This window comes from Holophagales bacterium, assembly GCA_016719485.1.
Classification (GTDB): Bacteria; Acidobacteriota; Thermoanaerobaculia; order UBA5066; family UBA5066; genus UBA5066.
In genome coordinates this window covers 239,136-252,428 of record JADJZB010000002.1, presented here as the reverse complement: position 1 = coordinate 252,428, position 13,293 = coordinate 239,136, and the positions used below count along the sequence as shown (strand labels likewise).

Sequence of the window (13,293 nt, the reverse complement as noted above, 5' to 3'; positions counted from 1 at the left end):
CTGGTTGTTCTGGCCGTGCCAGGCGGCTAGAATCGCAGGGAATAGGGAGGGCTCCCAGCGCCCTTTCTGGATTCGGAGGATGCTTGCCATGTTGAAGCCGTTCAGGTCCGTGGGTCTTTTTCTCGCCGCTGGCCTGCTCGTGACCGCGGGTTGCTGCACGAAGAAGCCCGCCCCCGCTCCGGCGCCCGAGGTCAAGGCCGAGCCCACCCCGACGGCGGTGCCCGTTCCGACCGAGGCGCCGATCGCCGTTCCCGTTCCGGAGCCCGTCGTCGAGACGCTGCCGTCCGACCTCGCCGAGCTCAACAAGAAGGGCTACCTCAAGGACGTCTTCTTCGACTACGACCAGTACGACATCCGCGGCGACCAGCGCGACGCGATGGCAGGCAACGCCGAGTGGCTCCGCAAGTGGCCCACGGTCAAGCTCCAGGTCGAAGGTCACTGCGACGAGCGCGGCTCCAACAAGTACAACATGGCGCTCGGCGACAAGCGCGCCAATGCCGCGCGCGACTACCTCGTCTCGCTCGGGATCGACGCGAGCCGCATCACGACGATCTCGTACGGCGAGGAGCGGCCCTTCGTCGAGGGTCAGGACGAATCCGCATGGTCGCAGAACCGCCGCGGCCACTTCGTCATCACCGCGAAGTGACCGTTCGGGGCTTCGAAGAGGTCCGGAGGAGCGCTCCCCGCGTGGGGGCGCTCCTCGTTGTGTTCGCAGTGTTCGCAGTGTTTGCACTGTCCGGCTGTGTCAGCGGGACGGATATCGAGGGTCTCCACCGCCACGTCGGAGACGTCGAGAAGAAGGTCGACACCCTCGCGCAGCAGAACAGCTCGAAGGAAGAGGTCGACAAGCTCAACCAGAACCTGACGAAGCAGGTCTCCACGATTCTCCGTTCCAACGCGGACATGGGGACCCGGTTCGACGAACTGACGCGCGAGCTGCAGACGCTGGCCGGAAAGCTCGAGGATGCGAACAGGCGTCTCGCCCAGCTTTCCCAGCAGATCGCCGAGGCCCAGACCCGGACGGACGGCGTTTCGGCCGCCCCTGCCGGCTACGGCGGCCCCGGACCGGCACCCGCAGCCGGAGCTCCTCCAGCGTCCGGGGGGGCCGTGGCCCTCGCTCCCGGCCTGATACCCGCCCCGGCCACGAAGCCCTCTTCCGGACGCCCCGCTCCCGCCGACATCTACAACCAGGCGCTCGGCGACTACCAGCGCGGTCGCTTCGACCTCGCCCGCCAGGGCTTCGAGGACTACGTCGAGACCTATCCGAAGACCGACCTTTCCGACGACGCCCTCTACTGGGCGGCCGAGTGCTGGTCGGCGCAGAAGAAGCCCCGGGAAGCCCTCGAGACGTTCGACCGGCTCCTGAAGGCCTACCCCCAGAGCGACAAGGCGTCTTCGGCCCACCTGCGCAAGGGCCTCGCCCACCTGGACCTCGGCGAAAAGGCCCAGGCGATCGTCCAGCTCCAGTTCGTCGTTCACGAGTACCCGACGTCGGACGAAGCCAAGAGCGCCCGCCAGCGCCTTCGCGCGCTCGGCTCCGATTCCCGCTGACCCCACGATCGCCCTCCGCCGGCGAGGCGGAGGGATGAACGCAAGACACCCAGCCGAAAGGACACGATGGCCAACACGAAACAGGCGAAGAAGCGTGCCGCCCAGAACGACAGGCTCAAGACGCGCAACCGCGCGGTGAAGAGCCAGACCCGCCGCACGGTCAAGGCGACCCGGGCCGCCGCACCCGACAAGGCGAAGGAGATGCTGCCCAAGGCCGCCTCCAGCCTCGACGTCGCGGTCCGCAAGGGCGTCCTCCACAAGAACACGGCCGCGCGCCTCAAGTCGCGCCTCGCCACCGGCGCCAACAAGAAGGTCGCCAAGGCAGACTGACGCCCTTCCCCGGGGAAGACGACCGGGCCGGGTCGGCTGGACGTGGAGCTCGACGGGCTTCCCATCCGGTGACCCGGCCTTGCGTGTCTTCGTCCGGGTTTCGTCAGAAGCCTTCGAGGATCGTCGAGACGAGGCTCCGGGCGAAGGGGCGGGCCATCGCCTCGATGGCCGCGTTCTCGATGTCGACGTAGCTCGCGCTGGTGGCGGCGACCGGGTAGGGTTGCCGGAAGAGGAACGAAGGGTTCTCGAAGAGGGCCTTCTCCGTCTTCCGGTCCGTGAGCCTCACGCGGGCCACCACCGCGATCTCGTACTCCAAGGCCCGGCCCTGGTCGTCGAACCGCACCGGGTTCACCTGGTAGGAGAGGATCCGTCCCGAGATCTCGACGTCCGCGGTGGAGCGATCGGAGACCGGGGAAAGGCGCGCCCGTCCGGCGAGCTCCCTGAGAACCGCGTCGGTCAGTCGCTGCTCGAGCCCGACACGGGGCGTGTCGTTGGCGAACGACTCGACGAAGACGGAGCTCGTCCCCTCGGGGAGAATGCCGCGCCCCGTCCCGACGAGGGCATACCCGCACCCCTCGACCGCCACGGCGAGGAGCGCCCCGAGCAACGCCCGACGCTTCACTTCACCACGACGTTGAGGAGCCGGTCGGGGACGAAAACGACCTTCACCCGTTCCTTTCCGTCGAGCCACTTCGCGACGGCGTCATTCCCTTCGGCGGCGGCCAGCGCCTGCTCGCGCGTCGCGCCACGGGGCAGGACGGCCTGCCCGCGCAGCTTTCCGCTCACCTGGAGGGCGATCGTCACCGATTCCTCGACCGCGAGCGCCGGGTCGAACGCCGGCCAGCCGGAGACGAGGAGGCTCCTGGTCTCCCCCATCCGCTCGTGGAGCTCCTCCGTCAGGTGGGGGGCGATGGGATGGAGAAGCGCGAGAAGCGTCAGGATCGAGGCGCGCGTCTCTCCGGGCTCGGCCTTCGCATCGCCGACGAGGCCCGCGACATGGTGGGAGAACTCCATCAGGTGCGCCACGGCGGTGTGGAAGGAGAACGCGTCGAAGTCGTGCGTGAGCGTCCGGACGGCGATCTGCCGCTTTCGGGCCGCGGGCGAGCCAGGCGCTCCCGGCGCCAGAGGCGCCGTGCCGTGCGTCCGGAGGTATGCCTCGACGAGGGCGATCACGCGGTAGAGGAAGCGCTCCGGTCCGGCAATCTGCTCGTCGGTCCACTCCGCATCCGACTCGGGAGGGCCGAGAAAGAGGACGTAGGCCCTCACGGCGTCGGCCCCCTTCGCGGCGATCAGCGGATCGAGGGAGACGGCGTTCCCGCGCGACTTGGACATCTTCTCGATGCGTCCCCCGGGGGACATGCGGGTGATCATCCCCTGGTTGAAGAGGGCCGCGAACGGCTCCTCGAACGAGATGAGTCCCAGGTCCTTCATCACCCTGGCGAAGAAGCGGGCGTACAGCAGGTGGAGGATCGCGTGCTCGATACCCCCCACGTACTGCGTCACCGGCGCCCAGCGCGCGATGACGGCCGGGTCGAACGGAGCCGTTTCGTTCGCCGGGTCGAGGTACCGCAGGTAGTACCAGGACGAGTCGACGAACGTGTCCATCGTGTCCGTCTCGCGCCGGGCCTCGCCGCCGCACCGCGGGCACGCGGTCTTCAGGAACGACTCGACCTTCTCGAGCGGGTTGCCCCCCTTTCCGGTGAAGGGGGCGTCCTTCGGAAGGAGGACGGGCAACTGGTCGTCGGGCACGGGCACCCATCCGCAGGCCCTGCATTTCACCATCGGGATCGGGGTGCCCCAGTAGCGCTGCCGCGAGATCAGCCAGTCGCGCAGGCGGTAGCGCACGCGTGCGCCACCGATGCCGCGCTGCGCCGCCTCTGCGGCGATCGCCTCGCGTCCCGTCTCCGAAGCCGTGCCGTCGTACGGGCCGGAAGCGGTCATCGTCCCCTCGCCCGTCCAGCACGCGATCGACGCGTCCGCCCCCTCGGGGCGCCGGATGACCTCGCGGATCGGGATCCCGTACTTCGTCGCGAACTCGTGGTCGCGCACGTCGTGCCCCGGGACCGCCATGATCGCTCCCGTGCCGTATTCGGCGAGGACGAAGTTCGCCATCCAGATCGGCATCTCTTCGCCGGTGAACGGGTTCGTCGCGTACGCGCCGGTGAACCGGCCGTCCTTCTCGGCTCCCTCGGCTTCCCGCTGCAGCCGGTCCTGGCTCCTCACGCCCTTCACCCACTCCTCGAGCGCGGCCCTCTCGGGATGATTCTCGAGGAGGCGAGGAACCGCCGGGTGCTCGGGAGCGAGGATCATCGCCGTCGCGCCGAAAACCGTGTCGGGACGCGTCGTGAAGACGCGCAGCTTCTCCCCGAGCTTCGGCACGTCGAAATCGAGGTCCGCGCCGACGGAGCGGCCGATCCAGTTCCTCTGCATCGCCCGGACCTTCTCGGACCACTTCCCGAGCTGGTCGAGCCCGGCGAGCAGGCTCTCGGCGTACTCCGTGATCTTCAGGAACCACTGTTCCAGCTCCCGCTGCTCCACGGGGCTCTTGCAGCGTTCGCAGGTGCCGCCCTCGGCCTGCTCGTTCGCCAGGACCGTCAGGCAGGAGGGGCACCAGTTGACGGTCCCCTTCTTCCTGTAGGCGAGCCCCCTCTCCACCATCCGGAGGAAGAGCCACTGGTTCCACCGGTAGTACTCCGGCTCGCACGTGGTGACTTCCTTCGTCCAGTCGTAGAGGACGCCCCACGCCGTCGAACTGCTCCTTCATCGCGGCGATGTTCGCGAGCGTCGACGCGCGCGGCGGGATCCCGCGCTGGATCGCGAAGTTCTCGGCGGGAAGGCCGAAGGCGTCCCAGCCCATCGGGCAGAAGACCGTCTCCCCCTTCTGCTTCAGGTAGCGGTGGAGCGCGTCCGTCAGGAAGTAGGTCCTGGCGTGCCCCACGTGGAGCCGGTCCCCCGAGGGGTACGGGAGCATGACGAGGAGGTAGGTCCCCTTCGACGACGGGTCGTGGGTGTCGACGAAAGCGGCGCGGTCCGAGGCCCAGCGCGCCTGCCACTTCCTCTCGAGAGCGGTGCGTTCTTCGCGTGCGTCCATAAAGGACTCGGAGTGTAGCAACCGGCCCGACCCGCGGGAGTCGGCGCGCCCTACCCCGGGGCGCGCGAAGCGTTGGAAAGGCGCCGGTCGACCTCGGCCGGGAGCCGCGACAGCGCGAAACGGCCGGCCTCCGGAACGGCGCGCGCGGCCGCGTCCGGCATACCGGCGATCACGGCCGACTCGCGGGACTCGCAGAGGACCGTCCCTCCGGCGGCGGCGATCGCGCGGCTGCCCTCGGCCCCGTCATCCCCCATGCCGGTCAGGACGACCGCGACGAGGCGTGCGCCGAAGGACGACGCGGCGGAGGCGAAGAGAACGTCGGCCGAAGGGCACCACCTCATCGAAGGGCCGTTCGGTGCGACGTTCAGGAAGAGGCGCTCGCTCTGGTGGCGGACGAACTCGAGGTGGCCGCCTCCCGGCGCGAGCCAGACGACGCCCGGCACCGCCTCCGCGCCGTTCACGGCCTCGCGCACGTCCCAGGGAGTTCCGGACGAGAGCCGCTGCGCCAGAGACCGCGTGAACGGAGCCGGCATGTGCTGCGCGACGCCGACCACGGCGTTCTGCGGGGGCAGGCCGAGGAAGAGCTCTCTGAGGGCCGGTGGACCGCCGGTGGAAGCGGCGACGACGAGGCCGGCAGGGGTACCGACGTGAGGGGAGGCCGAGCGGGTCGCGGAATCGCGCCGCTCACCGGCGGCTCTGAGGCCCGAGACGCCGACCGACGCAGGAGGCTCTCCATCGACATGCTCCGGGCTCCCTCGACGACCTCGCCCAGCCGCTTTCTCCATCGCGCGAGGCTCTCGGGCTGTGCGCCCGCTTTCGGGAGGACGTCCAGGGCGCCCGCCTCCAGCGCCGCCAGGGCGCTCCGCTCCTCCCGGTCGGAGGAGATCACCACGACCGGCAGGGGCCGGTTCGCCATGATCCAGCGCAGGACGGCGTGACCGTCCATTCCCGGAAGCCCGAGGTCGAGAGTCACGAGGCCGAACTCGTGAGTCAGGAGCCGGCGGATCGCCTCCTCCCCCGTTCCGACGGCTTCGACCTCTCCGACTCCCGCGGCGCCCCGGAGGGCCTCGACGATCCTCAGCCGCTGGTAGGCCGAGTCTTCGACGACCAGGACCCGCATGCCTCTACCTTCGGTACGCCACGTCGTTCGTGAGGCGGACGAGCGTGAGAGGCGACGACGCGGCCGCCAGGGCGTCGCTGGCGCCGAGAAGGATGTACCCGCCCGGCTTGAGCCGCGACGCGAGGATCTCGACCACGCGCGTGCGGGCTTCCTCGTCGAGGTAGATCAGGACGTTCCGGCACAGGATCACGTCGAAGGGCGGTCCCGAGGCCGGTTCGTCGAGGAGAGAGCGGGCCTCGAACAGGACCGGCGCCGCGAGGGGTGCCTTCAGGCGGAAGAGTCCACCCTCGGCAGCCTCGAAGTGCTCGCGCCGCTTCTCCGGCGACGTGGCGCGCAGGGCCTGCGGGCCGTAGACGCCAGCCCGCGCCCGGCGGATGTGGGCCGGCGAAAGGTCCGTCCCGAGGATCCTCACCCGGCGTCCCGGGAGGATTCCGCGTTCGTGGAGGACGATGGAGAGCGCGTAGGCTTCCTCGCCCGTCGCGCAGCCGGCGGACCATACGTCGAGGATGCCGTCGTGCCCTCCGGCCAGGAGCCTCTCCGGGGCGATTTCCTCGGAGAAAGCCCTCAGGCTCGCCGGGTCGCGGAAGAAATACGTCTCCCCGTTCACGGCCGCATCCAGGAGGCGACCGAAGAGCGGAGAGCCCGTCGGTTCGTTCCGGAGGCGCCCGTAGAGCTGGTAGAAGGAGCCGGCGCTCCGCGCTTCGGCCCCGAGACGGCTCTCGAGCCGGCTCCGCTGGACGTCGGCCAGGACGAACCCGGTCCGCCGCCTCAGGAGGTCCTGGTACAGACGGAAGACCGTTTCGGCCAGCTCCAGCGACCGCGTCGTCACGGCATCCTCGGAGCGCGTCCGCGCTGGCGGGTGGCCGCGCCGAGAGCGCGAGCCCACCGTCTCTCCGCGCGTGCCGGAGCGTGCGTCCACGCGACACGGCAGGCGTCGGGCCTGCGCGAGGCGAGCGCCACGGCGGCCGCTTCGGCCTCGGCGGGCACCGTCTCCTGCGAGAGGACGAGCGTCAGCGGCTCCACCGTCGCCTCGTCGCCGACCGCGGCCGCGGCGAGAAGGAGGGAACGCAGGACGTGGCGATCCCCCTCCGCCACGAGTGCCTCGCCGATGGCCGCCGCGAGCGTCGTGCCGCCGTCGCCCGCCGGCCTCCGCGCGATCGTCTCCGCGGCTGCGGATCGCACCTGGGGCCGCTCGTCGCCAAGCGCCTGCGGGAGGACCTCGTCCGCGGTCGTGGCGTCCGCGACCACCATCGCCCGGACCGCTGCACACGCCGTCTCGACGTCCTCGTGGCCGATCGCTGCCATCGCGCTCCGGGCGGCCTCGGCGTCGCCGGTCCGCTCGATCTCCTCGAGCGCGGCGACGCGAACGGCCGGCTCCTGCGCGAGCATCTCTTCGACGAGGCGGGGCCGCTCGGACCCTCCGAGAGCAATGACGGCGGCGCCGCCCGCGGCGGCCGCGGAAGGCTCGTCGACGAGAAAGACCAGTCCGTCCCTCCAGGTCACGCCCGCCGGCACATCGCCTCGATTGGCCCGAAGGGCCAGCCCGCGGAGCGCAGCGGACCTGACGGCGGCGCTTTCGTCCGAGAGGCGCGCGACGAGCTCGTGGTCGCCCAGGCGCCGGCCCTGGGCCCCCGCCGCGACGGCCGCTTCGCGGACCGCCGGATCCGGCGAGACGATCGCGCCGCGGATGGCCGCTTCCACGTCCGCTCCATCTGCAGTGCCGAGGGCCGTCAGCGCGGCGGTGCGGCCGGGTCCGTCCGGTCCACCGGCGCGATCCAGGAGCGCCCGCCGCCGGGTTCGAAGCTGGTCGAGGGGAGCCCCCGTCTCGTCGCTGGCGAGCGCGAGAGCAGCGGCGAGAGCCGTTTCCGGGTCGTCCTCGGCGAGGACGTCGATCAGGTCCGAGACCCGGACGAGACCCGCGGGGACGCAGGACAGAACGGCCGCCTTCACCGTCGGTGACGGATGGACCAGCAGCGGAAGGAGCGTCGGGGCGTCGGGACCGCCCCGCAGGGCGTCGAGCAGCTCGAGGGCCGGCTCCGGGTCGGCCACCTGGAGGACGGCGAGGAGGGCTTCCTCGCAACGCGTCCTGGCCAGGAAGCGGAGTGCCGCGTAGCCGTCGCGAAACGGACCGTGCGTCACGATGGCGAGGGCCGCCCGGGGGACGTCCAGGAGCGCCATGAGATGGGCCGCGTCGGTGCGGACCGGGCCGTCCCCCTCCGGATCCTCCAGAATGGTCAGCAGAGCCTGCCGCGCGCCGGGCCAGAGAGGCCTCAGCGACGCGAGGGTGCTCGCAGGCAAGGCCTCGAGAGCCGCTCGCGCCGCGGCGAGCAGGAACCCGTCGGTCTCTCCCGCCGCCGCGCGCCGGACGAGCGGCTCCGCCGCGACCGGCGACCGGAGCCGCGCGAGGGTATGGAGCGCCCCCTGCCGGAGCGCGTCGTTGCCGAGGAGGGGAAGTATCCGCGGGGCGATCTCCGGATCGCCGACGCTCCCCAGGGCTTCCAGTGCATGCACCTGGAGCCAGAGGTTTCCTTCCTCGAGGACGGCGAGCAGGGGCGCGATCGCCTCTCTCCGCCCGGTCCGTCCGAGCGCCAGCAGGAGCGCGGCGCGGGCGTTCGGGTCGCCCTCCCGGCGCGCCGCCGCCTCGATCGCCGCCACGGTCCCGGCGTCCGGCGCCAGGCCGGGCAGGGCCGTCGCGGCCGAGATCCTCACGTCGGCGGAAGGGTGCTGCAGGGCACCGAGGAGAACGGCCCGGCCAGCCGCTCCCGCTCTCGCCAGCAGGACGAGACCAGCGGCCCGGTGGCCCGCGTCGGCGTCGTCCGCCAGCGCCACCGCACACGCGGAGGCCACCCGCGGGTTGAATCGGCGCCCGAGCGACGCGACCGCCCGCTCCCTCACGCGGTAGTCCTCGTCCTTCAGAAGTGCGACGAGCAGGTCTTCCGCCTCCTCACCAGGAGCCTTCGCCAGGGCCAGCGCGGTGCGCCAGCGCTCGGCAGCGTCGGGGTCGGCGGCGCGTTCCGCGAGGGAGGGTCGCTCTTCGCTGGTCATGCCTCGCCTCTCGCCCCGAGACGGTCGACGTCGAGAAGGGAGAGAAAGCCGGATTCCTCGGCGACGACCCCCCGAAGCGCACCCCGTCCAGGCGGCGGGGGCGACACGGGACCGGCCGGGAAAGGCTCCACGCCGTCGATCGCGTCGACGAGGAGCGCGTGGTCGCACCCGTGGAGGACGACGACGAGGGGCGAGGGACACCGGGGGGAGGCTGGAAGTCCGACCGCCGCCGCGACATCGACGATGCCGAGCGCCTCGCCCCGGATCAGCGCGACACCGTTCCACCAGGGCGGAGCGCCCGGAAGGGGGGTGATCCGGCGCGGCCGCGCCGCCTCGCGGACCCGGTCGAGCGGCACAGCGAACCGCTCTCCCCCGGCGCGAAAGGCGAGGAGGTCGCCCGCGCTCACGCGGCCCTCCCGCATGCCGCGGACGCGTAGATCCGCGAGAGGAGGGCCCCTGAGTCCAGCACCAGCGCGACCTCTCCTCCGGGGACCTCGGCCGCACCGGAAATCTCCCTGTGGCGCGGAACGGAGTCCGCGAGCGGCTTGACGAGGAGGTCCCAGACGCCTTCCACGGAGTCGACGACGAATGCCGCCGCCCGCTCTCCGTCTTCGGCGACGACGATGGACTCGGGGAGGGCCCGCCCGGCCGGCCCCTCGAGACCGAGAAGCGAGCCGAGGCTGGCGAGGGGCAGGGCTCGGTCGCCGTCCCTCAGGCAAGGCGTTCCGTCGACGAGCAGGGCGTCCTCCGGGCGGGACGGGAGAGTGCGCAGTACGTTCTCGGCTGGAACCGCGAATCGCAGGTCGCCCACGCGAACGACGAGCGACTCGAGCAGGACGAGCGTCATCGGGACCAGGACCTCGAACGTCGTTCCTTCGCCCGGCGTCGATCGGACCCGGACGCGTCCGCCCAGCCTCGCGAGGTTCTCCCCCACGACATCCAGGCCCACTCCACGTCCCGAGAACTCGGTGACGGTCTCGGCGGTCGAGAAGCCAGGCCGGAAGAGAAGTGAGAACGGGTCGCGCGGGTCGGGCTCACCCGCTGAGAGGATGCCGGTCTCCCGGGCTCTCCTGACGATTGCCGTTCCGTCGATCCCTCGCCCGTCGTCGGAGAAAGTGAGGACGACCTCGCGGCCGCGTGGCGCCACCGTCATCGAGACGCGTCCGCGCCGTGGCTTCCCTGCTGCGACGCGGGATTCGGGAGACTCGATCCCGTGGTCGAGAGCGTTTCGGACGATGTGCAGCAGCGGGTCAGCGAGCTCATCCGCCAGGACCTTGTCGATCTCGGTCTCCACGCCGTGAACGTCGAAATCGGCTTCCTTGCCGAGGGCCGCGGCGGTCCGGGCGAACGCCCGGCCGAGCCGGGACGTCAGCGTTTCGACCGGGACGAGCCGGAGAGACAGGGCCGTGGGTCCGAGCGCTGAGACGAGCCGGTCGAGCTGTGAGAATGCCCGTTGCGCCTCGTAGCGGGCGCTCCGGTCCGGAGCCCCCGCCAGCGCGCGCCGGAGCGCGCGGCCGAGCGCCCCGCGCGTGAGCGCGAGGTCCCCGGCGAGGTCGACGAGGGCGGCCACCTTTTCCAGCGGGACACGTACCACTCCCCGGGCGACCTGCGGCGCAACGTCGCTCAGCGTCTCCGGAGACGCCGGGGCCCGCAGAGCCGGCTGAGCGGCGGGCGGTTCGGCCAGAACGACTGTGACACGGCAGGCCCCGCACTTCTCCTGCAGCTCGGTCACGCTGGCATCCGTCGAAAGCGCGACGAGAAGCCGGAACGCCATCCGCGACGGGTCGGTCGCGGTTCCAGGAAACGTCCCGATCAGCTCCCCCGCTGCGGAGGCTTCGGCCATCGCCGTGCGCAGCCCCGTATCGAAGGCGTCGAAGTCGAGGTCGAGGTCGACGAGGACCAGCCCCTTTCTCCGCCGCGCGGCTTCGCCCACGCGGTGCCGTTCGTAGTCGGAGAGCGAGGCCTCGAGCTCGACAGGGAGCGCCGGCACCTCGGCCGCCGGGACAACGGGACTGGACACGAGAGCGGCCTCGAGACGGGTCCGGAGACGCTCGGCGAGCGCCGGAGCCTCTTCACCCGCCGCGACCCGGGCGACGAGAGTGGAAAGGGCCGTCAGGCCTTCCCGCACGATCCCGAGCGCCGCCGGGGTCGGAACGACGCGCCCCATCCGCACGTCGTCGAGGAGCGTCTCGAGGTCGTGAGCGGCCTCGGCGATCCCCGTGAGCCCTACCATCCCCGAGACCCCCTTCAGCGAGTGAACGGCGCGGAAGAGCGCGTTCACCTTCGCGGGATTCGGGTCGTCCGACTCGCCGTCGAGGCCGTCGATGCAGGTACCGGCCTCCTCGAGGAGCATCTCGGCTTCTGCGAGGAACTCCTTCGAAAAGGAGCCTCCAGGCGTCGGCCGCCGGCTCACGGCTCCTCCGGAGCCCGAACCGGGAGGAGGAGCTCATCGACCAGCCGGTCGAACGTCTCGGTGTCGAAGGGCTTTCCGAGGTAGCCGTCCGCCCCGGCCGTCCGCGCGCGCGCCGCGTCCTCGGCGTCGCGCTCGGTGGAGATCGCCACGACCGGCAGCCCGCGCTGCTCGGGACGTGCGCGGATCATCCGGATGAGCTCCAGGCCGGAGAGGGTCGGCATGTTCACGTCCGTCAGGACGAGGTCGAAAGGCGTCCGCGGCAGCTCGCGAAGCGCCTCGAAGCCGTTCTCGGCCTCCACGATCTCGAGCTTCTGCCCGGTCCGGCGCGCCCAGCCGTCGAGCGCCTGGCGGATGAGAAGGCGCGCGGGCCCGGAGTCGTCGACGACGAGGACGTGCCGACGGGTCCGGACGGGGGTCGTCACGGGCGCTCCGCCTCCGCGGGGAGATCGACCGCCTCGACGATCCGCAGACGCGGCCTCGCGAGAGTGCCGTCGTGCGCGCGACGCACGAGGGCCGGTCCGCGGGAAAGGACCCTCAGGCCGAAGCCGTCCGGCGGAGCACCGGGCAGCGCCAGGTGCCGCGCGGTGACCGTGTTCGCGAGGCCACCGGGATCCGAAGGGACCCACCCGAGTCCGGAGACGTGTACCTCTATCCAGCGATGGCGGACCCCGCTGATCCCTTCGTTGAAGAGCTCCCGGCTGTTGTCCGTCAGCTCGCTCGCGCCGCGAGCCGTCAGGATTCCCGTGACCTGCCGTGCGGGGAGCCCCCCGCGGCGCAGGAGGTCGGCCGCCAGCAGCGACCGGCCGACGCACGATCCCCGCCGGCTGCGGTGGCAGGAGGCGGCGCTCTCCGGGATGAGACCTGGAAGGTCATAGCGGATGCGCTGCGAGACCCACGCGACGACCCTCTCCACCGCCTCGAGCTGCGTGGTGGCCCCGCGCAGGAGCATTCTGGAGAGGGCTTCCAGCTCGTCGTCCGCGGGGAGCGGATCGGCGAGGATCTCGCGCGCCTCGGTCGGCAGGATCCGCGGGTCGACCGGGTAGGCCGCCGCGTCCCGCACGGGGGATCCGTCGACCTCGACGGTGGCGATGAGCGACTGGCCGTCGGGGGACGAGAGGACGACCCGGTATCCCGGACCCTCGACGGGGCGGACCGCTTTCCACGGCTCCGGGCCCTCGACCAGGTATCTCGCCGTTTCGACGCCGTTCGGGCGCGGCATCGCCTCCCTCTCGGGGCCCGAGAGGAGAACGAGCGCGAGCGCCAGCGCCGGGGTCACCGGCTCCCCGTCGGCGTCGGCGTCGGTTTCGGCCGCCGCGACGCCGCGGACTCCCGCGGTCCGTAGAGGCTGCGCCGGATGCCGTCGAGAACGCCGTTGATGAACGGCGCCGAGGACGGCGTCGAGAACTTCTTGGCGATCTCGACCGCCTCGTCGATGACGACCGGGTCCGGAGTCTCGTCCTCGTGGATCAGCTCGTAGAGAGCGACCCGGAGGAGGTTTCGGTCCACCACCGGCATCCGGCCGAGCCGCCAGTGCTCCGACTGCTTTCCGAGCCGCTCGTCCAGCTCGGCGAGGCGGGAGATCGTCCCGAGGACGAGCCGCGAGGCGTACTCCTGAACGTCGGGCGTGGCGTTGGTGTACTCCTCCGTCCGGGCGAACATCTCCTCGGGTTCCGTCCCCGCGATGTCCCGTTGGTAGAGGAGCTGAAGTGCCAGTTCCCGGGCGCGACGCCTCCGGCCGCTCAC

General features: G+C 71.5%; 13 protein-coding genes and 1 pseudogene. 3 read left to right on the top strand and 11 right to left on the bottom strand.

Going from position 1 to position 13,293, the window contains the following annotated elements:
* Positions 1–88: 88 nt before the first annotated feature.
* From pal to rpsT, 3 genes are all read left to right on the top strand, one after another.
* Positions 89–646, top strand: a complete 558-nt coding sequence (gene pal, locus IPN03_01160; GenBank protein MBK9372366.1) for a peptidoglycan-associated lipoprotein Pal — start codon at positions 89–91, stop codon at positions 644–646.
* Positions 647–723: 77 nt separating this feature from the next.
* Positions 724–1,551, top strand: a complete 828-nt coding sequence (ybgF, locus tag IPN03_01155) for a tol-pal system protein YbgF (protein ID MBK9372365.1) — start codon at positions 724–726, stop codon at positions 1,549–1,551.
* 66 nt (positions 1,552–1,617) lie between these two features.
* A complete protein-coding gene (gene rpsT, locus IPN03_01150; GenBank protein ID MBK9372364.1) occupies positions 1,618–1,881 on the top strand; it encodes a 30S ribosomal protein S20 in 264 nt (87 codons plus the stop codon).
* A 103-nt stretch (positions 1,882–1,984) separates the two neighbouring features.
* On the opposite strand, the gene IPN03_01145 is transcribed toward rpsT, so the two are convergent.
* The 11 genes and pseudogenes from IPN03_01145 to nusB all read right to left on the bottom strand — a co-directional run bounded on the left by IPN03_01145 (position 1,985) and on the right by nusB (position 13,293).
* Positions 1,985–2,503, bottom strand: a complete 519-nt coding sequence (locus IPN03_01145) for an LptE family protein (protein MBK9372363.1) — start codon at positions 2,501–2,503, stop codon at positions 1,985–1,987.
* Positions 2,500–4,972, bottom strand: a pseudogene (locus IPN03_01140) (leucine--tRNA ligase). Before IPN03_01140 ends, IPN03_01145 begins: the two are co-directional and overlap by 4 nt.
* Positions 4,973–5,022: 50 nt before the next feature.
* A complete protein-coding gene (locus IPN03_01135) occupies positions 5,023–5,445 on the bottom strand; it encodes a chemotaxis protein CheB (GenBank protein MBK9372362.1) in 423 nt (140 codons plus the stop codon).
* Positions 5,430–6,092 (bottom strand): response regulator, encoded by a 663-nt coding sequence (locus tag IPN03_01130; GenBank protein MBK9372361.1) that lies wholly within the window; start codon positions 6,090–6,092, stop codon positions 5,430–5,432. The genes IPN03_01135 and IPN03_01130 overlap by 16 nt, the downstream gene beginning before the upstream one ends.
* A gap of 4 nt (positions 6,093–6,096) precedes the next feature.
* Entirely contained in the window at positions 6,097–6,921 is an 825-nt protein-coding gene (locus IPN03_01125; GenBank protein ID MBK9372360.1) for a protein-glutamate O-methyltransferase CheR, read from the bottom strand.
* Entirely contained in the window at positions 6,918–9,137 is a 2,220-nt protein-coding gene (locus IPN03_01120; GenBank protein MBK9372359.1) for a HEAT repeat domain-containing protein, read from the bottom strand. Before IPN03_01120 ends, IPN03_01125 begins: the two co-directional genes overlap by 4 nt.
* The gene (locus IPN03_01115) at positions 9,134–9,544 is read right to left on the bottom strand and encodes a chemotaxis protein CheW (GenBank protein ID MBK9372358.1); all 411 of its coding nucleotides are present in this window, start codon (positions 9,542–9,544) and stop codon (positions 9,134–9,136) included. The genes IPN03_01120 and IPN03_01115 overlap by 4 nt, the downstream gene beginning before the upstream one ends.
* The gene (locus IPN03_01110; GenBank protein ID MBK9372357.1) at positions 9,541–11,550 is read right to left on the bottom strand and encodes an Hpt domain-containing protein; all 2,010 of its coding nucleotides are present in this window, start codon (positions 11,548–11,550) and stop codon (positions 9,541–9,543) included. The genes IPN03_01115 and IPN03_01110 overlap by 4 nt, the downstream gene beginning before the upstream one ends.
* Entirely contained in the window at positions 11,547–11,972 is a 426-nt protein-coding gene (locus tag IPN03_01105) for a response regulator (protein MBK9372356.1), read from the bottom strand. The genes IPN03_01110 and IPN03_01105 overlap by 4 nt, the downstream gene beginning before the upstream one ends.
* Positions 11,969–12,826 (bottom strand): transglutaminase domain-containing protein, encoded by an 858-nt coding sequence (locus tag IPN03_01100; GenBank protein MBK9372355.1) that lies wholly within the window; start codon positions 12,824–12,826, stop codon positions 11,969–11,971. Before IPN03_01100 ends, IPN03_01105 begins: the two co-directional genes overlap by 4 nt.
* A complete protein-coding gene (gene nusB, locus IPN03_01095; protein MBK9372354.1) occupies positions 12,823–13,293 on the bottom strand; it encodes a transcription antitermination factor NusB in 471 nt (156 codons plus the stop codon). The genes IPN03_01100 and nusB overlap by 4 nt, the downstream gene beginning before the upstream one ends.

Bases quoted from the DNA above. Each gene is read 5' to 3' on its own strand.
- pal (MBK9372366.1), top strand. From the start codon at position 89: ATGTTGAAGCCGTTCAGGTCCGTGGGTCTTTTTCTCGCCGCTGGCCTG.
- IPN03_01120 (MBK9372359.1), bottom strand. From the start codon at position 9,137: ATGACCAGCGAAGAGCGACCCTCCCTCGCGGAACGCGCCGCCGACCCC.
- rpsT (MBK9372364.1), top strand. From the start codon at position 1,618: ATGGCCAACACGAAACAGGCGAAGAAGCGTGCCGCCCAGAACGACAGG.
- IPN03_01130 (MBK9372361.1), bottom strand. From the start codon at position 6,092: ATGCGGGTCCTGGTCGTCGAAGACTCGGCCTACCAGCGGCTGAGGATC.